The organism is Flavonifractor sp. An100 (genome assembly GCF_002161175.1).
Classification (GTDB): Bacteria; Bacillota; Clostridia; order Oscillospirales; family Oscillospiraceae; genus Lawsonibacter.
In genome coordinates, this window is record NZ_NFMA01000011.1 from 34,578 (window position 1) to 55,146 (window position 20,569).

21 protein-coding genes are annotated in these 20,569 nt (G+C 61.1%); 14 read left to right on the forward strand and 7 right to left on the reverse strand.

What is annotated here, in order from left to right; genetic code table 11:
- Nucleotides 1–67: 67 nt before the first annotated feature.
- The 10 genes from B5E43_RS07860 (at nucleotide 68) to spoIID (ending at nucleotide 8,716) form a co-directional block, all read left to right on the forward strand.
- The gene (locus B5E43_RS07860) at nucleotides 68–1,141 is read left to right on the forward strand and encodes an ATP-dependent 6-phosphofructokinase (RefSeq protein WP_087395431.1); all 1,074 of its coding nucleotides are present in this window, start codon (nucleotides 68–70) and stop codon (nucleotides 1,139–1,141) included.
- Between the two features lie 229 nt (nucleotides 1,142–1,370).
- Nucleotides 1,371–3,818, forward strand: coding sequence for a glycoside hydrolase family 3 protein (locus B5E43_RS07865; RefSeq protein WP_087395433.1), 2,448 nt, complete (start codon nucleotides 1,371–1,373; stop codon nucleotides 3,816–3,818).
- A 19-nt stretch (nucleotides 3,819–3,837) separates the two neighbouring features.
- The gene (gene tsaA / locus B5E43_RS07870) at nucleotides 3,838–4,533 is read left to right on the forward strand and encodes a tRNA (N6-threonylcarbamoyladenosine(37)-N6)-methyltransferase TrmO (RefSeq protein ID WP_087395436.1); all 696 of its coding nucleotides are present in this window, start codon (nucleotides 3,838–3,840) and stop codon (nucleotides 4,531–4,533) included.
- A gap of 76 nt (nucleotides 4,534–4,609) precedes the next feature.
- Nucleotides 4,610–4,945: a cyclic-di-AMP receptor gene (locus B5E43_RS07875; RefSeq protein ID WP_087395439.1), complete on the forward strand. Its 336-nt coding sequence runs from the start codon at nucleotides 4,610–4,612 to the stop codon at nucleotides 4,943–4,945.
- A gap of 154 nt (nucleotides 4,946–5,099) precedes the next feature.
- Nucleotides 5,100–5,753: a MerR family transcriptional regulator gene (locus B5E43_RS07880; protein ID WP_087395441.1), complete on the forward strand. Its 654-nt coding sequence runs from the start codon at nucleotides 5,100–5,102 to the stop codon at nucleotides 5,751–5,753.
- Complete coding sequence (locus tag B5E43_RS07885; protein WP_087395444.1) at nucleotides 5,737–5,991, forward strand: hypothetical protein; 255 nt, start codon at nucleotides 5,737–5,739, stop codon at nucleotides 5,989–5,991. The genes B5E43_RS07880 and B5E43_RS07885 overlap by 17 nt, the downstream gene beginning before the upstream one ends.
- A complete protein-coding gene (locus B5E43_RS07890; protein WP_087395447.1) occupies nucleotides 5,972–6,238 on the forward strand; it encodes a hypothetical protein in 267 nt (88 codons plus the stop codon). Before B5E43_RS07885 ends, B5E43_RS07890 begins: the two co-directional genes overlap by 20 nt.
- Nucleotides 6,219–6,530, forward strand: coding sequence for a YbjQ family protein (locus tag B5E43_RS07895; RefSeq protein WP_087395450.1), 312 nt, complete (start codon nucleotides 6,219–6,221; stop codon nucleotides 6,528–6,530). The genes B5E43_RS07890 and B5E43_RS07895 overlap by 20 nt, the downstream gene beginning before the upstream one ends.
- Nucleotides 6,531–6,655: 125 nt before the next feature.
- Nucleotides 6,656–7,618 (forward strand): L-lactate dehydrogenase, encoded by a 963-nt coding sequence (locus tag B5E43_RS07900; protein WP_087395453.1) that lies wholly within the window; start codon nucleotides 6,656–6,658, stop codon nucleotides 7,616–7,618.
- A 24-nt stretch (nucleotides 7,619–7,642) separates the two neighbouring features.
- Entirely contained in the window at nucleotides 7,643–8,716 is a 1,074-nt protein-coding gene (gene spoIID / locus B5E43_RS07905; protein ID WP_242964765.1) for a stage II sporulation protein D, read from the forward strand.
- Between the two features lie 49 nt (nucleotides 8,717–8,765).
- Here the strand turns inward: spoIID and mnmE are convergent, their stop codons facing one another.
- The 4 genes from mnmE to B5E43_RS07925 form a co-directional block, all read right to left on the reverse strand.
- Nucleotides 8,766–10,139, reverse strand: coding sequence for a tRNA uridine-5-carboxymethylaminomethyl(34) synthesis GTPase MnmE (gene mnmE, locus B5E43_RS07910; RefSeq protein ID WP_087395456.1), 1,374 nt, complete (start codon nucleotides 10,137–10,139; stop codon nucleotides 8,766–8,768).
- 358 nt (nucleotides 10,140–10,497) lie between these two features.
- Nucleotides 10,498–11,898 carry an NAD(P)/FAD-dependent oxidoreductase gene (locus tag B5E43_RS07915; protein WP_087395459.1) on the reverse strand — a complete coding sequence of 467 codons (1,401 nt, stop codon included), beginning with the start codon at nucleotides 11,896–11,898 and terminating at the stop codon, nucleotides 10,498–10,500.
- A gap of 158 nt (nucleotides 11,899–12,056) precedes the next feature.
- The gene (locus B5E43_RS07920) at nucleotides 12,057–12,443 is read right to left on the reverse strand and encodes a hypothetical protein (protein WP_087395460.1); all 387 of its coding nucleotides are present in this window, start codon (nucleotides 12,441–12,443) and stop codon (nucleotides 12,057–12,059) included.
- Nucleotides 12,444–12,566: 123 nt separating this feature from the next.
- A complete protein-coding gene (locus B5E43_RS07925) occupies nucleotides 12,567–12,962 on the reverse strand; it encodes a hypothetical protein (RefSeq protein WP_087395462.1) in 396 nt (131 codons plus the stop codon).
- A gap of 270 nt (nucleotides 12,963–13,232) precedes the next feature.
- Between B5E43_RS07925 and B5E43_RS07930 the strand changes: the two genes are divergently transcribed.
- Together B5E43_RS07930 and rny are read left to right on the forward strand one after the other, a co-directional pair.
- Complete coding sequence (locus B5E43_RS07930; protein WP_087395465.1) at nucleotides 13,233–13,718, forward strand: deaminase; 486 nt, start codon at nucleotides 13,233–13,235, stop codon at nucleotides 13,716–13,718.
- Between the two features lie 282 nt (nucleotides 13,719–14,000).
- Nucleotides 14,001–15,548, forward strand: a complete 1,548-nt coding sequence (rny, locus tag B5E43_RS07935; RefSeq protein ID WP_087395468.1) for a ribonuclease Y — start codon at nucleotides 14,001–14,003, stop codon at nucleotides 15,546–15,548.
- A 605-nt stretch (nucleotides 15,549–16,153) separates the two neighbouring features.
- Here rny and B5E43_RS07940 read toward each other — a convergent pair.
- A complete protein-coding gene (locus B5E43_RS07940) occupies nucleotides 16,154–16,372 on the reverse strand; it encodes a helix-turn-helix transcriptional regulator (protein WP_087395471.1) in 219 nt (72 codons plus the stop codon).
- Nucleotides 16,373–16,463: 91 nt separating this feature from the next.
- Here B5E43_RS07940 and B5E43_RS15105 point away from each other — a divergent pair, with 91 nt between their 5' ends.
- On the forward strand, nucleotides 16,464–16,619 hold the full coding sequence (locus B5E43_RS15105; protein ID WP_158098996.1) for a hypothetical protein: 156 nt from the start codon (nucleotides 16,464–16,466) through the stop codon (nucleotides 16,617–16,619).
- 56 nt (nucleotides 16,620–16,675) lie between these two features.
- Here the strand turns inward: B5E43_RS15105 and lepA are convergent, their stop codons facing one another.
- Together lepA and B5E43_RS07955 are read right to left on the reverse strand one after the other, a co-directional pair.
- On the reverse strand, nucleotides 16,676–18,484 hold the full coding sequence (lepA, locus tag B5E43_RS07950; protein WP_087395477.1) for a translation elongation factor 4: 1,809 nt from the start codon (nucleotides 18,482–18,484) through the stop codon (nucleotides 16,676–16,678).
- An 82-nt stretch (nucleotides 18,485–18,566) separates the two neighbouring features.
- Nucleotides 18,567–19,268 carry a helix-turn-helix domain-containing protein gene (locus B5E43_RS07955; protein WP_087395480.1) on the reverse strand — a complete coding sequence of 234 codons (702 nt, stop codon included), beginning with the start codon at nucleotides 19,266–19,268 and terminating at the stop codon, nucleotides 18,567–18,569.
- A gap of 227 nt (nucleotides 19,269–19,495) precedes the next feature.
- On the opposite strand from B5E43_RS07955, the gene pta reads away from it, so the two are divergent.
- Nucleotides 19,496–20,470, forward strand: a complete 975-nt coding sequence (pta, locus tag B5E43_RS07960; RefSeq protein WP_343214287.1) for a phosphate acetyltransferase — start codon at nucleotides 19,496–19,498, stop codon at nucleotides 20,468–20,470.
- Nucleotides 20,471–20,569: the final 99 nt, after the last annotated feature.

The following is a 20,569-nucleotide window of genomic DNA, read 5'->3' on the forward strand; positions in this document are numbered from 1 at the left end:
GGAGGGAGGGAATCCTTACTCTTGAAGTAGCAATTTTGACTTGTTGTAAGAGGAAGGAGCGATCGTCATGAAAAAGCGTGTGGGAATATTGACCTCTGGGGGCGACTGCCCGGGGCTGAACGCCACCATCCGCGGGGTGGCCAAGGCCCTATATCAGCGGATGGGAGAGAATGTGGAGATCATCGGCATCTCCAACGGCTACTCCGGCCTGATCAGCGGAGAGTGGCGGGTCATGCGCCGGGACGAATTTTCCGGCATCTTGACTGTGGGCGGCACCATATTGGGCACCAAGCGTACCCCTTTTAAGCTGATGCGGGTGGAAGAGGGCGGCGTGGACAAGGTGGAGGCCATGAAGAAAAACTATAAGGAGATGCGCCTGGACTGTCTGCTCTGCCTGGGGGGGAACGGCACCCATAAAACCGCCAACCTGTTGTCCCAGGAAGGCTTGAATATCATTGGCCTGCCCAAGACCATTGACAACGACATCTACGGCACGGATGTGACCTTCGGCTTCCATTCGGCGGTGGATATCGCCACCGAGGCCATTGACCGGGTCCACACCACCGCCGGCAGCCACAGCCGTTGCATGGTGGTGGAGCTGATGGGCAATAAGGCCGGATGGCTGACGCTGTACGCAGGCATCGCCGGGGGAGCGGACATCATTCTCATCCCCGAGCTGCCCTATACCATTGAGAATGTGTGTGCGGCCATTGAAAAGCGGGCGTCCCAGGGAAAATCCTTCTCCATCCTGGCGGTGGCAGAGGGCGCGATGGATGCCAAAGAGGCCCGGATGAAGAGAAAGGAACGCATGGCCAAGCGGGCCGAGGAGGGGTATACCACTGCCACCAACCGCATTGCGAAGGACATAGAACGCATTACGGGTATTGAGACCCGTGTGTGCGTCCCGGGCCATATGCAGCGGGGCGGGAGCCCCTCGCCCTACGACCGGGTGTTGGCCACACAGTTTGGCTCCTACGCGGCCAAAATGGTGTCGGACGAGAACTATGGCATTACCGTGGCCATGAAAAATAACCACGTGGGAGAAAACAAGCTGGAGGACATAGCGGGTAAGAGCCGGCTGGTCCCGGAAGGGCATGGCATGCTGGAGGTAGCCCGGCGAATGGGAATCTCCATGGGCTGAGCATAGTCCCCTCCTGGAAGGTTGCCGTAGTCATTCCGGCCCGGCAGCTTGCATCGTGGGAAACCAAATTAAGGATAAGGGAGCGCCTAACAGATGGGCGCTCCCTTTGTTATCCCCCCGGGTTTTCCCCTCTTTACCCCTGGGCATATTTTTGATATAGTAACAAAAACAAGGGATATCAACTTGGTGCCAACCACAATGGCCAAATCAAGCGGAAGGGAGCAAGCCCATGAACCATCCGGAAATCCTCCGCCGTCTCACCCTGGAGCAGAAGGTCGCCCTTCTCTCCGGCCGGGATGTGTGGCATACCCACGCCTTTCCCCAGGCGGGGGTGCCGGGGATGCTTTTGTCCGACGGTCCCCACGGGGTGCGCCGCCAGACCGGACGGGGGGACCACCTGGGTCTACACAAAAGTGAGCCAGCCACCTGCTTTCCCACCGCCGCTGCCCTGGCCAACAGCTGGGATGAACAGCTGCTGGAAGCCTGCGGCCGGGCTATCGGGGAGGAGGCCGTGGCCCAGGGGGTCAACGTGCTGTTGGGGCCGGGGCTGAACACCAAGCGCAATCCCCTGGGCGGCCGGAATTTTGAGTATTTCTCCGAGGACCCCTATCTGTCGGGGAAGCTAGCCGCCGCTTTGATCCGGGGGGTGCAGGAAAACGGCATTGCCGCCTGCCCCAAGCATCTGGCGGCCAACTCCCAGGAGCTGCTGCGGATGACCAGTGACAGCGTGGTGGACGAGCGGACCCTGCGGGAGCTGTATCTGACCAATTTTGAGATTGCCGTCCGGGAGGGAAAGCCTCTGGCGGTAATGTCCTCCTATAACCGGGTCAACGGTACCTATGCCCATGAAAACCCCTATCTGCTCACCCAAGTCCTCCGGCGGGAGTGGGGATTTTCCGGGATGGTGGTTAGCGACTGGGGGGGCTGCAACCGGCAGAGCGCCGCCCTCCGGGCGGGGGGCAACCTGGAGATGCCGGGCACCTATGGCGACAGCGACCGGGAGGTGTTTGCCGCCCTGGCGGCGGGGGAGCTGACCGAGGAGGAAGTGGACCGGCGGGTAGACCAGCTGTTGACGGTGGTTCTGTCTACCCAAATTCCTCCGGAGCGGAGGCAGACCTGTGTGGATTGGGAGGGCCACCACGCTCTGGCCCGGCAGGCCGCTGCCCAGAGCGGGGTGCTGCTGAAAAATGAAGGGGGGCTGCTGCCCCTTGCTCCGGGGAAGCGGGTGGCGGTGCTGGGCGAGTTTACCCAGCGCCCCCGGTTCCAGGGGGCTGGATCCTCTCTGGTCTGCCATACCAAGCTGGACCTGCCCCTGGACTGCTTGACCCAAGCGGGTCTGGAGGTGGTGGGCCACGCCCTGTGTACCGGCGGGGGCGGACATTGGCGGGAGGAGGCCGCCGCCCTGGCCCGCCGGGCGGAGGTGGTGCTCCTCTACCTGGGCCTGCCCGACTGGATGGAGAGCGAGGGGATGGACCGCTCCCACATGGAGCTGCCCTCCTGGCAGGGGGAGCTGGTGGAGATCGCGGCCCAATCGGGTACCCCGGTGGTGGCGGTGCTGGCCGGAGGAGCGCCGGTGGAGGTGCCCTGGGCGGACCGGTGCGGGGCCATCCTCCACAGCTACCTGGGCGGCCAGGCGGGAGCGGGTGCGGTAGCCGATCTGCTCACCGGTCGGGTAAACCCCTCGGGGAAGCTGGCGGAGACCTACCCCTTTTCCTACCAGGACGTGCCCAACCGCTCCTATTTCCCCGGCCGGGAGCGGACTAGCCAGTACCGGGAGGCCCTGTTTGTGGGCTACCGCTACTACCTCACGGCGGAAAAACCGGTGCGCTGGCCCTTCGGCTTTGGCCTGAGCTATAGCACCTTCCGGTATGAACAGCTAAAGGTCTCTCCCCAACAGGTGTCCTTTACCCTGACCAACACGGGGGAGCGGGCGGGGAGCGAGATCGCCCAGCTCTACGTCGCCTGTCCCGGTTCCCGCCTGTTCCGGCCCCGGCGAGAGCTGAAGGGATTTTCCAAGGTGTTTTTGCAGCCGGGGGAGAGCCGGGCGTGCGTCATCCCCCTGGACGATAAGGCCTTTCGCTACTTTCATGTGGGCAACCACCGCTGGGAGGTGGAGGGCGGGACGTATACCCTGGAAGTGGGGGCCAGTGCGGAGGATATCCGTCTGTCGGCCTGCCTGGAGGTGGCGGGCACTGGCGCGCCCATTTCCTATGATCCCAATGCCCTGGCTTGCTACTATTCCGCCCAGGTGGAGCAGGTGCCTGACTGTGCCTTTGCCGCTCTCCTGGGCCGTCCGGTCCCGCCCCTGGGCTGGGAGCACAGCGCCCCTCTGGACCTCAACGACAGCCTCTACCGGCTCCCGGACAGCAAGGGCTGGCTGGGACGGCTGGTTGGACGGTCCATCCAGCGGTCCATCCGCCGGGGGGAGGAGCGAGGCGTGCCCAGCGTCAACGGCCTGTATGTGGCCAGCCTGCCCATTCGGGGACTGGCCAAGCTGTCCAACGGCTGGGTGAGTACCCCCATGGCCCGTTCCCTGCTCCAAGTGGTCAATGGCCATACCCTCCGGGGCCTTTGGGGCTTTATCCGGGGCTTTGGGAGCAATGAGCGGGAAAAGAGAAGACGGAAACAGATGCTGGGCTCTTCCCACGGGAATCCCCGGCACAGACCGAAGGCTTGAACGAGAAGGAGGAAGCACCATGTCCCAGACGGCGCAGATCCATGTGATCGCCCATATAGACAGCGAGTTCCCCACCAAATTCGGCATCCCCCGCCAGAGCGGACTGGTGCAGGCGCTGGAGGCGAGGGTGGTCTTTGAGCCGGAGTACCGCAACCCCGACGCCCTGCGGGGCCTGGAGGGCTTTTCCCACCTGTGGCTCATCTGGGAGTTTTCCCAGGCCCGGCGGGAGGGGTGGTCCCCCACGGTCCGTCCTCCCCGGCTGGGAGGCAACCAGCGGCTGGGGGTCTTTGCCACCCGCTCCCCCTTCCGGCCCAACCCCATCGGCCTGAGCTGCGTGGGCCTGAAGGGGATAGACCTCTACACGCCCCAGGGGCCGGTGCTCTATGTGATAGGGGCCGACCTGATGGACGGCACCCCCATCTATGACATCAAGCCCTACCTGCCCTACGCCGACGCCCACCCCGAGGCTGTGGGAGGCTTTGCTTCCGTGCCCAAGGGGGAGAGCCTGGAGGTGGAGTGGGAAGGAGAGCTGTGGCAGCGGGTGCCACCGGAAAAGCGGGAGGCCCTGCGGGGGGTGCTGGCCCAGGACCCCCGTCCCGCCTACCAGGACGACCCCCAGCGGATCTACGGAATGGCCTTCGGCGGCCTAGAGGTTCGCTTCCGGGTGGAGGGACAGCGGCTGATTGTAGTAGAGGTGGAGCGGGCAAAACATTAACAGAACTTTCATAGCCATTTGCGGCGGTTTGTGGTATGATAGGAACTACTAGGAACAAGCGATGGGAGGCATAGGAATGAAACTCATCTTTGCGGTGATCCGGGACAAGGACGCCAACGACGCGGTGGAAGAACTGATTGAACGGCGGATCGGAGTGACCAAGCTGGCCAGTACCGGCGGCTTTCTCCGGGACGGCAACACCACCCTTATGATCGGCACGGAGGACAACCGGGTGGAGGAAGTGATGCAGGCGTTGAAGGAGACCTGTGCCAAGCGCAGCCAGATGGAGGTAGTGGCGCCCCACGCCACAGGGGGAGTTCCGGTATGGAACCTGGGCTATGCGCCGGTGAAAGTAGAGGTGGGCGGAGCCACCGTATTTGTGCTGGACGTGGAGCAGTTCCGAAAGCTGTAAGGGTCAGTCCCGGCCGCAATCGGCCGGGACTTTTTTTAAAAATAGAAAGGTTCCACCGGATGGAAGGCCATAGTTGAGAGAAAAAATGGGGAGAATGGGGTTGACCTTCTCCCTGGTGGAAGGTGTATGGTAGCCTCAGAAAGGAGAGCGGAGGGTGAAAATCAACGAGGTAGAGGCCCAGGTGGGCATTACAAAAAAGAATATCCGCTTTTATGAGGAACAGGGCCTGCTCTCCCCCCGGCGCAACAGCGAAAACGGCTACCGGGACTACGGTCCGGCGGAGGTGGAGACACTGCGGCGGATCAAGCTGCTGCGCAAGCTGGGGGTGCCCCTGGAGGAGATCCGGCGGATGCAGGGGGGCGGCTGTACGGTGGCGGACGGCATGCGCCGTCACCTGGTCACCCTGGAGCGGGAGCGGCGGAACCTGGAGCAATCCATGGAGCTGTGCCGGGCGCTGAAGGACCGGGAGATCCGGCTGGAGGACCTGGAGGCGGGCGAGCTGCTGGAGGAGATGGAGCGATTGGAGCGGGAGGGCGCCACCTTTTTGAACAGGCAGGTGGGGGACGCCCGCCGCATCCGGTATGTAGCCCCTTCGGTGGTGGCGGTGCTCACCGTGCTGCTTATGGGCGGTCTCATCGGACTGATGCTGTGGGCCTTTGCCATCGACGCCTCGGACGCCCCGCCCCTGCCGCTGATCGTGGTGCTGGTGATGCTCCCTGGAGTGGTCATCCTGGGTGTGCTGCTGGCGCTGTACCAGCGGATTCGGGAGATTCAGAAAGGAGAGGCCGACGATGCGAAAAACTACTAAGGGCCACGGAATGGCCGGAGCCGTGTTGACGGCCGTATTGGTGGCAGGCCTGATGGTGCTGCTGGTAGTTGCCATGCTGACCGGATATTTTGGCGGCAGCACCGATGGAGCGGCCACCGCGCTGGTGCTGGTCTATGTGCTGATTTTGTTGGCGGTGGCGGGGGGCGTGATGGCCGCCCTGGTCCAGCGCTGGCGGGAGGTGAAGGGAGGAGAGGAAGATGAAGCCCGGAAATACTGATCCGAACCGTCAGCGGGAGCTGAGACGGGAGGCAGTAAAGGGAGCTGTGCTGTACTGCCTGGCCCAGCTGGCCACCGTGGCGGTGCTACTGGGGGGACGGCTGCTGGTGAGCGAGGGCTGGCTGGACACGCTGCTGTTGGTGCTGGCGTTGGCGGACCTGATTTCCATCCCCCCAGTATTTCTGGTACTCAAGGAGCGGCTGAAGGAAATCAAAGGAGGAGAGTTAGATGCTGCTGGTAAATATTGATTACATCCCCGGCAAGGACCTGGAGGTGCTGGGCCTGGTGAAGGGCACGGTGGTCCAGTCCAAAAACTTCGGGAAGGACTTTATGGCGGGTATGAAAACCCTGGTGGGCGGCGAGATCACCAGCTACACCGAGATGCTCAACGAGGCTAGACAGATTGCCGTCAAGCGGATGGTGGATGAGGCGGAGGCCCTGGGGGCAGATGCCATTGTGAACATCCGTTACGGCTCCTCCTCGGTGATGCAGGGGGCGGCAGAGGTGATTGCCTACGGCACTGCGGTAAAATATCGATAAAAAAGCTATGGGGCCGTCCCTGTTACAGGGACGGCCCGATTTTGTGGGGATAGTTTGCCTGGGCAGGCGGCATACTGACAGAAGAACACGCCGGTTTCAGCCGGCAGTTGAGAAAGGAGCATGTTATGTCAGTCAATCCCAGAAAAGCGGCCATTATCGGCTGCGGTTCGGTAGGGGCCTCCATCGCCTTTCGGTTTTTGCAGCTGGGCCTGTTTTCCCAGCTGGTGCTGCTGGATGCCAACCGGGACAAGGCGGAGGGGGAGGCTATGGACCTCAGCGACGGCCTGCCCTACGGCGCCTCCATGGAGATCACCGCTGGTACCTACGACGACGTGGCCGACTGTGCCCTGGTGGTCATCACCGCCGGGGCCAACCAGAAGCCGGGGGAGACCCGCCTGGATCTGATCGGCAAAAATATCGCCATCCTCAAGAGCATTTTGGAGCAGATCACGGCCCGGGACTTTGGGGGGATCCTCCTCATCGTCTCTAACCCGGTGGATGTGCTCACCTATGCGGCCTGGCGGCTGACGGGCTATCCCCGGAGCCGGGTGCTGGGCTCCGGCACGGTGCTGGACACCGGGCGGCTCAAGCAGCTGCTGGGGGACAAGCTGGGGGTGGACAGCCGAAATGTCCACGCCTTTATCATCGGGGAGCACGGAGACAGCGAGCTGGCGGTGTGGAGCGGGGCCAACGTGTCCGGGGTGGACCTGGAGGACTTCTGCCGCCTGCGGGGGGATGGCCTGGGCCACAAGGAGCTGGAGGAGCTATATGAACAGGTCCGGGACAGCGCCTATGAGATCATCCGCCGCAAGGGGGCCACCTACTACGGCATCGCCATGGCGGTGGGGCGTATTGCCCAGTGTATTGTGCGGGATGAGCACGGCGTGCTCCCCGTCTCGGCGGTGTTGCAGGGGGAATACGGCCTAAAGGGGCTGGCCCTGAGTGTGCCCGCGGTGGTGGACCGGGGCGGGTTGGAGGAGATTTTGGAGATCCCTCTGAGCCAGGAGGAGCGCTGGGCCCTCACCGCCTCCGCTCATCAGATGGAGCAGGCCATTGCCTGCCTGGACCTACCAGGAGAGAAAAAATAGGAATAAGTGGTCCTCTCTTCCCATATGCTGTTTTATCTAGCCTATGGGGAGGGGACGGGAATGCGCCTGGGTCGGACAAGGATTGGATTTTTTGGAGTGGTGGGGACCCGGCAGGTGGTGGCCGCGGCCTTAGCGCTGGTGACCGTCACCTTTTTTCTCCCAGCCGCCTCCATTCCTGCCCAGCCCATGGGGGTGGGGGAGGAGGAGCCGCTGGGCGAATTGCCTCTGGACCGGGCCGCCCAGACCATGGCCTCCAAGGACAAGGGGAGGGCGGTGCGGCTGCTGGAAAAGGACGGCACGGTCACCGACCTGACCATGGAGGAATACCTGTGGGGTGTGGTGGCGGCGGAGATGCCCGCCTCCTTTGAGGAGGAAGCGCTGAAGGCCCAGGCCTGCGCCGCCCGGACCTATACGGTGATCTGCCAGGGGGCGTCCAAGCATCCCGAGGCCGACATCTGTGCCGACAGTACCTGCTGCCAGGCCTATATTGCCCGGGACGCGGCGGAAGCCCGGTGGGGGCTGAACGCGGGAAGCTATTCCGATAAAATCCAGCGAGCGGTGGAGGGGACCGACGGCCTGGGGATTTTATATGAGGGAGAGCCCATCCAGGCCCTCTTTTTCTCCTCCGCCGCCGGACAGACGGTGGACGCGGTGGAGGTCTGGGGCAACAGCGTGGACTACTTGAAGAGCGTGGACAGCCCGGAGGGGGAAGAGGTGCCCAACTACCACTCCCAGGTGGTGCTCACCGCCCAGCAGGTCAAGGACGCCGTCCTGGCGGCCTATCCCGGGGCGGACCTGTCGGGGGACCCGGGGAGCTGGTTTGGGACCCCTGTGTGTGCCCAGGGGGAGACGGTGTCCTCCATAACGGTGGGGGGCGTCACCCTCACCGGGGGACAGGTGCGCTCCCTCTTCTCCCTGCGCTCGGCCACCTTCACGGTGGATTGGGACGGGGAGCAGTTTACCTTCTCTGTCACCGGCTACGGCCACGGGGTGGGAATGAGCCAGTATGGGGCCAATGCCATGGCCAAGGAGGGCTCCGACTTCCGGGAGATCCTCACCTGGTACTACACCGGAACAGAGGTGACCGATCTGTGGTAAAACAAAAAGGGGCGGGACGTCACATTGGCGTCCCGCCCTAAGTTTACCGTTATTTCCCCACGCAGAACCGCTCAAAGATCCGGGCGGTGATATCCTCCCGCACATGCTGCCCGGTGAGCTCCCCCAGGGCCTCCAGCGCCAGCTCCACGTCGGTGAGCAGGGCGTCGGGGGTGACCCCGGCCTGGAGGGCCTTCCGGGCCCGGGATACCGCCTCCAGGGCACGCCGGGCGGCCTCTGCCTGGCGCTGGTTGGCCAGCAGCTCCCCGGAAAGGTTTCGCCGGTCCGGAGGGAAGAGGGCGGCCACCGCCTCCTCCAGCTGGGAAAGCCCCTGTCCGGTTTTGGCGCTCAGCTCCACCACAGGGGGCATGGGGTCTAGGTTGAGAAAGGGGATGGGGGCAGAGGGGAGGTCAGTCTTCGTATGGACCAAAATGGTGGGGGCCAGGGCGATGGCCTGTTCTAGCAGGGCTCCGTCCTCCTCAGTCACGGGCTGGGAGCTGTCCCACAGCACCAGAATGAGGGCGGCCTCCTCCATGGCCTTCCGGCTGCGCTCCACTCCCATCTGCTCAATGGGGTCGGCGCTCTCCCGCAGGCCGGCGGTGTCGATGAGGCGGAGGGTGACCCCGCCCAACTCCACCCGCTCCTCCACCGTGTCCCGGGTGGTGCCGGGAATGTCGGTGACGATGGCCCGGTCATAGCCCACCAGGGCGTTGAGCAGGGAGGACTTCCCCGCGTTGGGACGTCCCACCAGGGCGCAGGGCACTCCGTCCCGGAGGTAGCGCCCCCGGTGGTAGCTGTCTGCCAGGGCCCGGAGGGCCTCTTCCTGGGCGGTGAGGGCCTGGTCCAGCTCCTCCAGACGGAAGGGGTCAATGTCCTCATCGGGGTAGTCCAGTACGGCGTGGAAGTGGGCCATGATATCGGTGAGGGCGGAATATACGCCCTCGATGCGCCGAGACAGAGCGCCGCCCAGCCGTCCCGCCGCCTGACGGGCCCCCTCACGGCTAACAGCCTCCAGCAGGTCGCCCACTGCCTCGGCCTGAACCAGATCCAGCTTGCCGTTGAGAAAGGCCCGGCGGGTAAATTCCCCCGGTCTGGCCTGACGGGCCCCCTGAGCAAAGAGGGCCTCCAGCCCCAGGGACAGGACCATGGGGGAGCCGTGGCAGTGAAGTTCCGCCGTATCCTCCCCAGTGTAGCTGGCGGGGGCGCGGCTGTAGGTGCACAGCACCTGGTCAATGGGCTCGCCTTCCCGGTCCAGAAGCTGGCCGTAGACCAGAGTCCGGGGGGCATAGTCCGTCAACCCCTTGGGACCCAAGGGCCGGAAACAGCTCTGAGCGACGGACGCCGCCTGAGGTCCAGATAGGCGGAGGATGCCAATGGCTCCCGGCCCGGGAGGGGTGGAGATGGCGGCGATGGTATCGTGATTCATGACAGGTGCCTCCTGGAAACGGAAAGTTTAAATTCGACAGGTCCCGGCGGGTTTCTTGCAAAAAAGGAGGGAATTTCTTTTTGGCGAAAATTTAGCCTTGACAGTCGTTATGGAAACTGAAAGATGAATAAAAGTTGTACACAGTCTTCTCCACAGGGGTGTGGAAAAGTCGGTGGAAAATGTGGATAACCCTTGTGGGAACAGGGAAAGCGGGCGGGGAAGAGGGGGACGGGCAATATTCACAGAGTTGTATGAGGGGTGTCAACGGATACAGCATAAAACAGGGAAGGTGAGACGGAAGCCTTGCAGAGAAAGAGACGCCGCCCTGCCTGGGGATGCAGGCGGGCGGCGAAGGGAATCAGAGGAGGTTGTCCACACGCTGGCAGATGGCCCGGGCGGCCTGGACACCGGAGGCGCCGGCCTGGGCTAGTCCCCGGGTGACACCCGCTCCGTCGCCGGCGGCAAAGAAGCCGGGGAGGGCTGTCTCCATGTCGGAGGAGAGCTGGAGGCGGGCGGAGTAGAACTTCACCTCCGCTCCGTAGAGGAGGGTATCGTAGTTGGCAGTGCCGGGGGCGATCTTGTCCAGCTGATAGATCATCTCAATGATGTTGTCCAACTGCCGCTTGGGCAGGGCCAGGGACAGGTCGCCGGGGACGGCGGCAGTGAGGGTTGGCCGGACAAAGGACTTGCTCATCCGGTGCTCGTTGGTGCGGCGGCCGCCCACCAGGTCCCCGAAGCGCTGGACCAGCACACCGCCGGCCAGCATGTTGCTCAGGGAGGCCACGTGCTTGCCGTAGCGGTAGGGCTCGTTGAAGGGCTTGGTGAAGCGATTGGATACCAGAAGGGCGAAGTTGGTGTTCTCACTGCGCAGGGCGGGGTCGGCGTAGGAGTGGCCGTTGACGGTGTTGATGCCCTCCACGTTCTCTGCCACCACATGGCCGTAGGGATTCATGCAGAAGGTGCGAACCTGGTCACCGTACTGCTTGGTGCGGTAGACCAGCTTGGACTCGTAGACCACATCGGTGATGTGTTCAAAGACGGTGGCGGGCAGCTCCACCCGCACGCCGATGTCCACCTGGTTGTTCAAAAGCTCCAATCCCAGCTCCTTACACTGATTGGAGAACCACTCAGCGCCGGAGCGGCCGGGGGCAGCCAGCAGATAACGGCAGGACACCTCACCGCCCTTGGCCAGGGTGAGACGGTAGCCGCTATCTGCCTGAGCAATGGCGGACACCTCGGTGTTGAACTGGAATTCCAGCTTGTCCCGCAGACCTTCGTAGATGTTGGTGAGGATGCGCAGGTTATTTTCCGTGCCCAGATGCTTGCACCGGGCTTGGAGCAGATGCAGGTCAAAGGCCAGGGCCCGGCGCTCCAGGGCTTTGGCCTCGGGGGTGGAGGTGGAGAAGCACTGGGTGGTGGCCCCGTGCTGTACGTTGATGGAGTCCACATAATCAATGAGCTCCATTACCTTACCCGGCTCCATAAAATCAGTCAGCCAGCCGCCAAATTGGGTGGTAAAATTAAATTTTCCGTCGGAGAAGGCTCCAGCTCCGCCAAAGCCGCACATGGTATGGCATACGGGGCAGTGGATGCACTCCTTCACCTTGCCCGCCACAATGGGGCAGCTGCGGTGGTAAATATCCTGACCCTGGTCCAGGGCCAGCACCTTTAGATCGGGGCGCAGCTGGGAGAGCTCATAGGCGGCAAAGATGCCCGCTTCACCGCAGCCCAGGATAACGACGTCATAGTTGGGGTTCATAGGGGGAACTCCTCTCATCTGTAGTGATCCCTGTTATGGAGAAAGATGATTTCATCCATAACAATACAGCTTATAGTATATCATATTTTTAAAAAAAAGAAAGGGCTGAGGCCTGGAAAAACAGGCTCTAGCCCTAAAAAATGAAACAAACCATGGATTTATGAGAGACGATCGGTCAACCAGCCCAGCTGGGTGAGCTGATTGATGGTATCCTTGGGCAGATCCTCCATGGAGCCGCCCCCCAGCCGTAGGCACCAGTAGGCTCCGGACCGGCCGGGGTAGGAGGTGTTGATTCCGCCACAGACCACCAGTACCCGGTCTCCATCCTCCAGAGGGTCAAACATCCGAGGAAAGCTGTCGGGGGCCTCCAGAATGACAGGGGAGCCTGTGGAGTCAATAACCATGTGGGAGCCGTCCCTGGCCTGGAGGTAGCGGCCCACAAAGACACTTTTTCCCGTCGCAATACACCAGCCCAGGGCTGCCGCGACCAGAAGGATCAGCACCAGTCCCAGGGCGGCCAGCCGTTTTGTGATATGGTGTTCCATGTGCACGGTCCCCCCTGTCAGAGAAAGTCTTTTCTCTTATACAGACGGGAAAATAAGAAAAAAGTTCCAACCATGCCCCAAATTTTGTAAAAAAAGTCCGGCTGCTTCAGCCGGACTGATGTATCAACTTTTTTCCTGGAAGGAAGCGCCGCAGCCCCGACAGGTGACGGTAATCCGTCCTTTGCCCCGAGGGACCCGTAGCTGCTGGCCACAGTTTGGGCACTTGAAGTAGCGGTGTTCCTTGTCCTTGTGAATGGTGCGCTGCAGGCGCAGCCATTGAAGAATGGGCCCTGCGGAGCGCATAAATTTAGCATTTTCCTCCCGGCGGCGTGGCAGGTTACGGGAGAGCAGGCGGAACAAAACCACAAAAAGCAGAACCAGGCTCAGCCAATACAGAGGAACGAACCGGGTAAAGGCATACAGCAGGTAGAGTAGCAAATAAGCGCCAATTAGGAACAAATTCAGTTGATCATTTCCGTAGCGGCCGTACATAAACCGCTGGATCGCGTTGCGAATCATAGGGGAGACCTCCTTACAGAAGGACAGCAGGCGCGTCCGCCTGCTCAGTAACGATACAAATATGATAGCGCTTCCCCCGGAAATCGTCAAGAAGCCATTCGTAAACAAAGTGTAAATTTCCTAGGGGCGGAAGGGGTTTGGGGCTTTTTGCCTGGAAGCGGACAGGAAAAAAGAGGATGTGGGGCCTCTTGCGCGGAGGGTCAAGATAGGCTATACTGCATCTATACCGGAGGTCCAGCTTGTGGATCCCGCCCACGAGGAGGAGCGGCTATGAAGCGCATTGATAAGGAAAACTACTACCTGGATATCGCCCAGACCGTGTCCGAGCGGTCCACCTGCCTGCGCCGGTGCTATGGGTCCATCATTGTGAAAAACGATGAGATCATTGCCACCGGCTACAACGGAGCCCCCCGGGGCCGGAAGAACTGTGTGGATTTGAACTACTGTACCCGGGAGGCCATGAACATCCCCAGTGGGGAGCGGTACGAGCTGTGTCGGTCGGTCCACGCAGAGGCCAACTGTATTATCTCCGCCGCCCGCAGCGAGACGTTGGGAGCCACACTGTATATGACCTGCCGGGACCCGGGCACTGGAGATCTGATTGCCGGGTCCACCTCCTGTTCCATGTGTCGCCGGCTCATCATCAATGCCGGCATCAAGCGGGTGGTCATCCGGGACACCCGGGAGGACTATCGGGTGGTGGATGTGGACCAGGAATGGGTGGAGCAGGACGATTCTCTGCCCAAGCAGGTGTGAAGAATTTCCTGGTGGAGGACTGGTAAAAACCCCAGAAAACCCTTTGGCTTAAATGTGAATAAATCTTGACAGAAAACCAGGTTGCCTTTACAATATGTACAGGACAAAAATGAAAAACCTGGGGGATGTTTTTCAGTTGTCGCAAGGGGCTCAAACGCCGTTGGTGTGGAGCGCCTTGCGGCTCATTTTATGTACAAGACCCGCCGGACCTGTTGGGTTCAGGCCGGGCGCTGGAGCGGTCCGCCCCAGCTTTATGAATCATTTGGAGGTGTAAAAAACCACATGCTGCCCTATATCATTGGAGCGATCATCGGCATTGTGATCGGTCTGGTGGCAGGTATTCCGGTTGGTATCCAGCAGCGTAAGAAGTCCGCAGAGCGGGAAATTGGTTCCGCGGAGGAAGAGGCCAAGCGCATTGTAAACGACGCCTACAAGAGCGCCGAGAGCAAGAAGCGGGAGGCCCTGGTGGAGGCCAAGGAGGAGATTCTGAAGGCCCGGAACGAGCATGAGCGGGAGGTCAAGGAACGCCGTGCCGACTTGCAGCGCCAGGAGCATCGGCTCCAGCAGAAGGAAGAGAACCTGGACCGCAAGACCGAAAACATGGAGAAAAAGGAAGAACAGCTGTCTGCCAAGCTCAGCAAACTGGAGGCTACCCAGGCCGAGGCAGAGGAGCTGAAGAAGAGCCAGATGGAGGTGCTGGAGCGCATCTCCGGCTTTACTGCTGAGGAGGCAAAGAACTATCTGCTTCAGCAGATGGAAGAGGAAGTCACCCACGAGTCGGCCATGAAGATCAAGGAGATCGAGGCCCGGTTCAAGGACGAGGCGGACACCAAGGCCCGGGAAATCATCTCCCTTGCCATCCAGCGCTGTGCCGCCGACCATGTGGCGGAGGCCACCGTATCGGTGGTGCCCCTGCCCAACGACGAGATGAAGGGCCGAATCATCGGCCGGGAGGGCCGGAACATCCGGACCCTGGAGACACTCACCGGGGTGGATCTCATTATCGACGACACCCCCGAGGCCATTACCGTCTCCTGCTTTGACCCCGTCCGCCGGGAGATCGCCCGGCTGGCTCTGGAAAAATTGATTTTGGATGGCCGCATCCACCCCGCCCGCATTGAGGAAATGGTGGAGAAGGCCAAGCGGGAAGTGGACGCCGTCATCAAGTCTGAGGGCGAGCGGGCCATCTTCGAGACCAATGTCCACGGGCTGCACCCCGAGCTGGTCAAGCTGCTGGGCCGGATGCGTTACCGCACCAGCTATGGCCAGAACGTGCTCAACCACTCCATCGAGGTCTCCCATGTGGCCGGACTGCTGGCAGCCGAGATCGGCGCCAACGTAGCCGAGGCCAAGCGGGCCGGACTGCTCCACGACTTGGGCAAGTCCATTGACCATGAGGTGGAGGGGTCCCACGTCCAGATCGGCGTGGAGCTGGCCCGGAAATACCGGGAGAGCGAGGGCGTGATTCACGCCATCCAAGCCCACCACAACGATGTGGAGCCTAGGACCATCGTGGCCTGCCTGGTACAGGCGGCCGACGCCATCTCTGCCGCCCGACCCGGCGCCCGGAGAGAGAACTTGGAAAATTACATCAAGCGGTTGGAGATGCTGGAGGAGATCACCTCCTCCTTCGATGGCGTGGAGAAGTCCTTTGCCATCCAGGCTGGCCGTGAGGTGCGTATTATGGTCAAGCCCGAGGTCATCAGCGAGGATCAGATGGTTCTGCTGGCCCGGGATATTGCCAAAAAGATTGAGGATGAGCTGGAGTATCCCGGCCAGATCAAGGTCCACCTGCTGCGTGAGACCAAGGCTATTGAATACGCCAAGTAATATCCTCGAATTGAATAACAAAATGAAATCGGGACGCCCCCCAGCGTCCCGGTTTTTTTGTGTGTTTTAATGAATAAGGGGGAGTTTCGCTCTGCGGAGCGAGTTCCTTTTGCAGTGATGCAAAAGGAACCAAAAAATCGCCGGGGGTGCGGCGGCGTATGGAAACACAAACATTCCGGGAATGTTTGGTGTTTCCCCTTGCCGCCCCCCGGACCCCCGTTTAGACGAGGGGAGCGCGCAAGCAGGCGGGCAATCTCCGGCCGGCGCGGGCGGTTTTCGATTGGGCTCTGGCCGCCGACCGCTGCCGCTCCGTGGCCGAAATCCTGATTTTGCTGCTCCGCCTGGATTGGTCGCGCCTGGGTTGCACCAACTGCGGAGGGGGAGCGAATCTCCCGGGGGTACATCCAATAGGGGGCCGCAGCCCCCTGATTGGTCGTTTTAGGGAGTGGGGATTTCAAAGGGGAGAGGCCGACTCCCCCTGTCAGGGGGAGATGGGCAAAGCCCAGAAGGGGTAGGGCCATCGAAACCCCTCTCCCCTTTGACGGCTCTTTGGTGACTTTCTGGCCGGCCAGAAAGTTACTCGCCCCGGAGGGCGAAATACCCTATTACTTCCTGGGATAAGGCTCCCGCACGTCGGTGAGCCCCAATAGGTAGTCCACGCTGGTATGAAAGAATGATGCCAGGGTCTGGAGTGAAGAAATGGGAATGTTCAGCCGGCCCAGTTCATAATCGGAATAGGTGGTTTGATGGACATTAAGCAGCTGTGCCATGTCCTGTTGAGAGAGGTCTTGATCCTCTCGGAGAGCCCGTAAATGTTCCAACATGGAATCACCTCAGGGCTATTATGGGATAAGGGATATTCCCTTATTGATTTTTAAGGGGATATCCCTTAAAATAAGAGGAGGTGACTGGTTTATGAAAAAAGATACCGAAACAAAACGGGTACAGGTCACACTTCCGCTGGAACTGTACCAGGCCCTGCAACAACAGGCACAGGAAGAATTGCGCTCCATCCCAGCCCAAATCCGTCAGATTCTGAAAGCAAATCTTGGTTCCCAAGAGCGGCACTAAACCAAACCCAAATAAAAAGGCCCGGACTAATGGCAGTCCGGGTCTTCTTGTTTCCTTTATTCCTCGTCCAGCTTGAGTACCGCCATAAAGGCTTCCGTGGGCAGCTGGACCGTGCCCAGAGTACGCATTTTCTTTTTGCCTTCCTTCTGCTTTTCCAGCAGCTTCTTCTTCCGGGTGATGTCGCCGCCATAGCACTTGGCCAGCACGTCCTTGCGCATGGCCTTTACCGTCTCCCGGGCAATGATCTTGCCGCCAATGGCCGCCTGGACAGGCACCTCAAAGAGCTGGCGGGGAATGTTCTCCTTCAGCTTTTCGCAGATGCGCCGGGCCCGGCCATAGGCCTTGTCCTTGTGGACGATGAAGCTCAGGGCGTCCACCTGGTCGCCGTTGAGGAGGAGGTCCACCTTCACCAGGTTGCTGGGCTGATAGCCCTCCAGCTCATAGTCCAGGGAGGCATAGCCCTTGGTGCGGGCCTTCAGGGCATCAAAGAAGTCGTAGATGATCTCGCCGATGGGCATGGAGTAGTGCAGCTCCACCAGGTTGGTGTCCAGATACTGCATGTCCTTAAACACGCCCCGCCGGTCCTGACACATGGGCATGATGTTGCCCACGTAGTCCGGGGGCGAGATGATGGATACCTTGGCAAAGGGCTCCCGGGCCTCGGCAATGGAGTCGGGGTCGGGATAGTTGTGGGGGTTGTCCACCCGGACCACAGTCCCATCTGTTTTTGTCACCTCATAAATAACAGAGGGTAATGTGGTTACCAGATCCAGGTCAAATTCCCGTTCCAACCGCTCCTGGATGATCTCCATGTGGAGCATGCCCAAGAAGCCGCAGCGGAAGCCAAAGCCAAGGGCAATGGAGGATTCCGGCTCAAAGGAGAGGGAGGCGTCGTTGAGCTGGAGCTTCTCCAGGGCGTCCCGAAGGTCGGGATACTTGGAGCCATCCTCGGTGTAAATACCGCAGTAGACCATAGCCTGGGCGGGGCGGTAGCCGGGCAGAGGCTCGGCGGCGGGGCTGTCCGCTCCGGTGATGGTGTCGCCCACCCGGGTATCCTTCACATTTTTAATGGAGGCGGTGAACCAGCCTACCTCGCCGGCCGACAGCCGGGGGCAGGAGTCCATGCCCAGGGGGCGGAGATAGCCGCAGTCCAGCACCTGATAGGTGGAGCCGGAGGCCATCATCTTCACGCTGTCCCCCTTCTTCAAGGTGCCCTCCATCACCCGGAAGTAGACGATGACGCCCAGATAGGGGTCATACTGGCTGTCAAAAATGAGAGCCTTCAGGGGGGCGTTAGGGTCGCCGGTGGGGGCGGGGATATTCTGAACAATGTCCTCCAGCACCGCCGGGATGTTGATGCCCTGCTTGGCGGAAATCTCCGGGGCGTCCTGGGCGGGGAGGGCCAGAATATTTTCAATCTCGTCCTTTACCCGCTGGGGATCGGCGGCGGGCAGGTCAATTTTGTTGACCACAGGAAGAATTTCCAGGTCGTGCTCCATGGCCAGATAAGTGTTGGCCAGAGTCTGGGCCTCGATGCCCTGGGAGGCGTCCACAATGAGTACCGCACCCTCGCAGGCGGCCAGGGAACGGGAGACCTCATAGTTAAAGTCCACATGGCCCGGAGTGTCGATGAGGTTCAGGGCGTAGGTGGAGCCGTCCTGGGCCTGGTAGTCCAGCCGGACCGCCCGGGCCTTGATGGTGATGCCCCGCTCCCGCTCCAGGTCCATGTTGTCCAGCAGCTGGGACTCCATCTGCCGCTGGGACACCGCCCCGCACAGCTCGATGAGCCGGTCGGAAAGGGTGGACTTGCCGTGGTCAATGTGGGCAATGATGGAAAAATTACGGATTTTGGATTGATCGGTCATAGCAAAACCTCCTGGGAACCTCGGTCGCCGGAATGGTCCGGGGCAGAGGGATGTGAAACAAAGGAAAAAGGCCGGCTGGGCCCTACCGCTTCTCCGAACGGCGGGCGGAGAGCAGAGTGTGGAAGCGCTCGCCGCTGTTGTGGACCACCTGGAGCAGGGACTGGTAGAGGACGGGATAGTCCCGGGCCAGGGCGTCGTTGGTCATCTCCGGCATGGGCCCCTTGGCCTTGACGTGAGCGGCCAGGGCGTCGGCCAGCTCGGTCTCAGAGCAGAGCATGTCCGCCTCCGGAACCCCGGAGAAAAACTGGTGGGGGGGCAGGGAGAAGAAGTCGGGGTTATTGTCGGGATTGGCCTGGTAGAGCCGGCGGTAGAGCTTATAGATGGCGGTGGACAGGTAGTTGGCGGAGGCCCGGATGGCATCCCGGCTGCCCGTCTTGGCCAGCAGATCAAAAAGAACGCCGATGGAGTTGACCAGCAGCTTCTTGCTCAGCAGAGCCAGCACGCCTCCCCGCAGGGAGTTGTCCTTCTCGCCGCTGAGATCGTAGAGCTCCTCGGGGGCGATGGTGGTGCCGTCCCGGCTGAGGGTGCGGCCCAGGAGAAAGTCGGCGGAGACGCCGTAATAGTCGCAGGCCCGGACCACAAAGGGCAGGCCGGGCTCCCGAATGCCGTTTTCATAGTGACTGAGCAGGGCCTGGGAGATTCCCAGCTCCCCGGCGGCGGTGCGCTGGCTGACCCCCTTTTCCTGGCGCAGCAGGGAGAGGGTGCGGGAAAATTCTTCGTTCACAAAGGTCACCTCAAACTACAACAATACACTTGGTATAGTATACCTGAAAAGAATCCCCCCCGTAAAGAGGCAAAAGAGAAAAAATCCTGGTATGGGACGGGGGGATTTTTCACAGGATAAATTGACGGAAAGCCCGGCTCAGGCCCTTGCAATTTCCAGGGGAAAATGCTACCATAGTCACGAGAAACAGGCGCTTTGCGCCAATTTTTGATTTGGAGGAATTGATTATGTTCCGTAAGCTCATTGAGATCCTGAAGGCACATCCCCGTAAGATCGTGTTCACCGAGGGCACCGACCCCCGTATCCTGGAGGCCTCTGCCCGTCTGCTGTCCGGTACCTTCCTGACCCCCATCCTGGTGGGCAACGAGGAGGAGATCCTGGCCGCTGCTGAGGAGGCCGGCTTCAACATCCGGGGCGCCATCATCATCGACCCGGAGAAGTATGAGAACATGGAGGCCATGGTGGAGCGTATGGTGGAGCTGCGCAAGGGCAAGATGACCGCCGACGAGTGTCGCGCCATGCTGAAGAAGAGCAACTACTTCGGCACCATGCTGGTGGCCATGGGTGAGGCCGACGCCCTGCTGGGCGGCGCTACCTACTCCACCGCCGATACCGTCCGTCCCGCTCTGCAGCTGGTAAAGACCAAGCCCGGCAACTCCATCGTCTCCTCCTGCTTCATTCTGGTGCGTCCCTCTGCCACCGGCAACAACGACGTGCTGGCCATGGCCGACTGCGCCATCAACATCAAGCCCACCGAGGACGAGCTGGTGGAGATCGCCTCCGAGACCGTAGACTGCGCCAAGATCTTCGGCATCGATCCCAAGGTGGCCTTCCTGAGCTACTCCACTCTGGGCTCTGGCAAGGGCGAGGACGTGGACAAGATGCGCAACGCCGCCGAGAAGGCCAAGCTGGCTATGCCCAACGTGCCCATCGAGGGCGAGCTGCAGTTTGACGCCGCCGTCTCCCCCCGTGTGGCCGAGACCAAGTGCAAGGGCTCCAAGGTGGCCGGTTACGCCAACACTTTCATCTTCCCCGACATCAACGCCGGCAACATCGGCTACAAGATCGCCCAGCGTCTGGGCTCCTTCGAGGCCTACGGCCCCATTCTGCTGGGCCTGAACGCCCCCATCAACGACCTGTCCCGGGGCTGCAACGCTCAGGAGGTCTACTCCATGGCCATCATCACTGCCGCTCTGGCCTAAGACGAAAAAATTCACAAAGGGAGCGCCCATCGGGCGCTCCCTTTTTTCTTTTGGGAGAAAAGTGAAGCTGGGTGGCCGGAAAGAGTCAAAACCGCTTGA

Coding starts and splice junctions, on each gene's coding strand:
- B5E43_RS07860 (WP_087395431.1), top strand. CDS start 68: ATGAAAAAGCGTGTGGGAATATTGACCTCTGGGGGCGACTGCCCGGGG.
- B5E43_RS07865 (WP_087395433.1), top strand. CDS start 1,371: ATGAACCATCCGGAAATCCTCCGCCGTCTCACCCTGGAGCAGAAGGTC.
- tsaA (WP_087395436.1), top strand. CDS start 3,838: ATGTCCCAGACGGCGCAGATCCATGTGATCGCCCATATAGACAGCGAG.
- B5E43_RS07875 (WP_087395439.1), top strand. CDS start 4,610: ATGAAACTCATCTTTGCGGTGATCCGGGACAAGGACGCCAACGACGCG.
- B5E43_RS07885 (WP_087395444.1), top strand. CDS start 5,737: ATGCGAAAAACTACTAAGGGCCACGGAATGGCCGGAGCCGTGTTGACG.
- B5E43_RS07890 (WP_087395447.1), top strand. CDS start 5,972: ATGAAGCCCGGAAATACTGATCCGAACCGTCAGCGGGAGCTGAGACGG.
- B5E43_RS07895 (WP_087395450.1), top strand. CDS start 6,219: ATGCTGCTGGTAAATATTGATTACATCCCCGGCAAGGACCTGGAGGTG.
- B5E43_RS07900 (WP_087395453.1), top strand. CDS start 6,656: ATGTCAGTCAATCCCAGAAAAGCGGCCATTATCGGCTGCGGTTCGGTA.
- spoIID (WP_242964765.1), top strand. CDS start 7,643: ATGCTGTTTTATCTAGCCTATGGGGAGGGGACGGGAATGCGCCTGGGT.
- mnmE (WP_087395456.1), bottom strand. CDS start 10,139: ATGAATCACGATACCATCGCCGCCATCTCCACCCCTCCCGGGCCGGGA.
- B5E43_RS07915 (WP_087395459.1), bottom strand. CDS start 11,898: ATGAACCCCAACTATGACGTCGTTATCCTGGGCTGCGGTGAAGCGGGC.
- B5E43_RS07920 (WP_087395460.1), bottom strand. CDS start 12,443: ATGGAACACCATATCACAAAACGGCTGGCCGCCCTGGGACTGGTGCTG.
- B5E43_RS07925 (WP_087395462.1), bottom strand. CDS start 12,962: ATGATTCGCAACGCGATCCAGCGGTTTATGTACGGCCGCTACGGAAAT.
- B5E43_RS07930 (WP_087395465.1), top strand. CDS start 13,233: ATGAAGCGCATTGATAAGGAAAACTACTACCTGGATATCGCCCAGACC.
- rny (WP_087395468.1), top strand. CDS start 14,001: ATGCTGCCCTATATCATTGGAGCGATCATCGGCATTGTGATCGGTCTG.
- B5E43_RS07940 (WP_087395471.1), bottom strand. CDS start 16,372: ATGTTGGAACATTTACGGGCTCTCCGAGAGGATCAAGACCTCTCTCAA.
- B5E43_RS15105 (WP_158098996.1), top strand. CDS start 16,464: ATGAAAAAAGATACCGAAACAAAACGGGTACAGGTCACACTTCCGCTG.
- lepA (WP_087395477.1), bottom strand. CDS start 18,484: ATGACCGATCAATCCAAAATCCGTAATTTTTCCATCATTGCCCACATT.
- pta (WP_343214287.1), top strand. CDS start 19,496: ATGTTCCGTAAGCTCATTGAGATCCTGAAGGCACATCCCCGTAAGATC.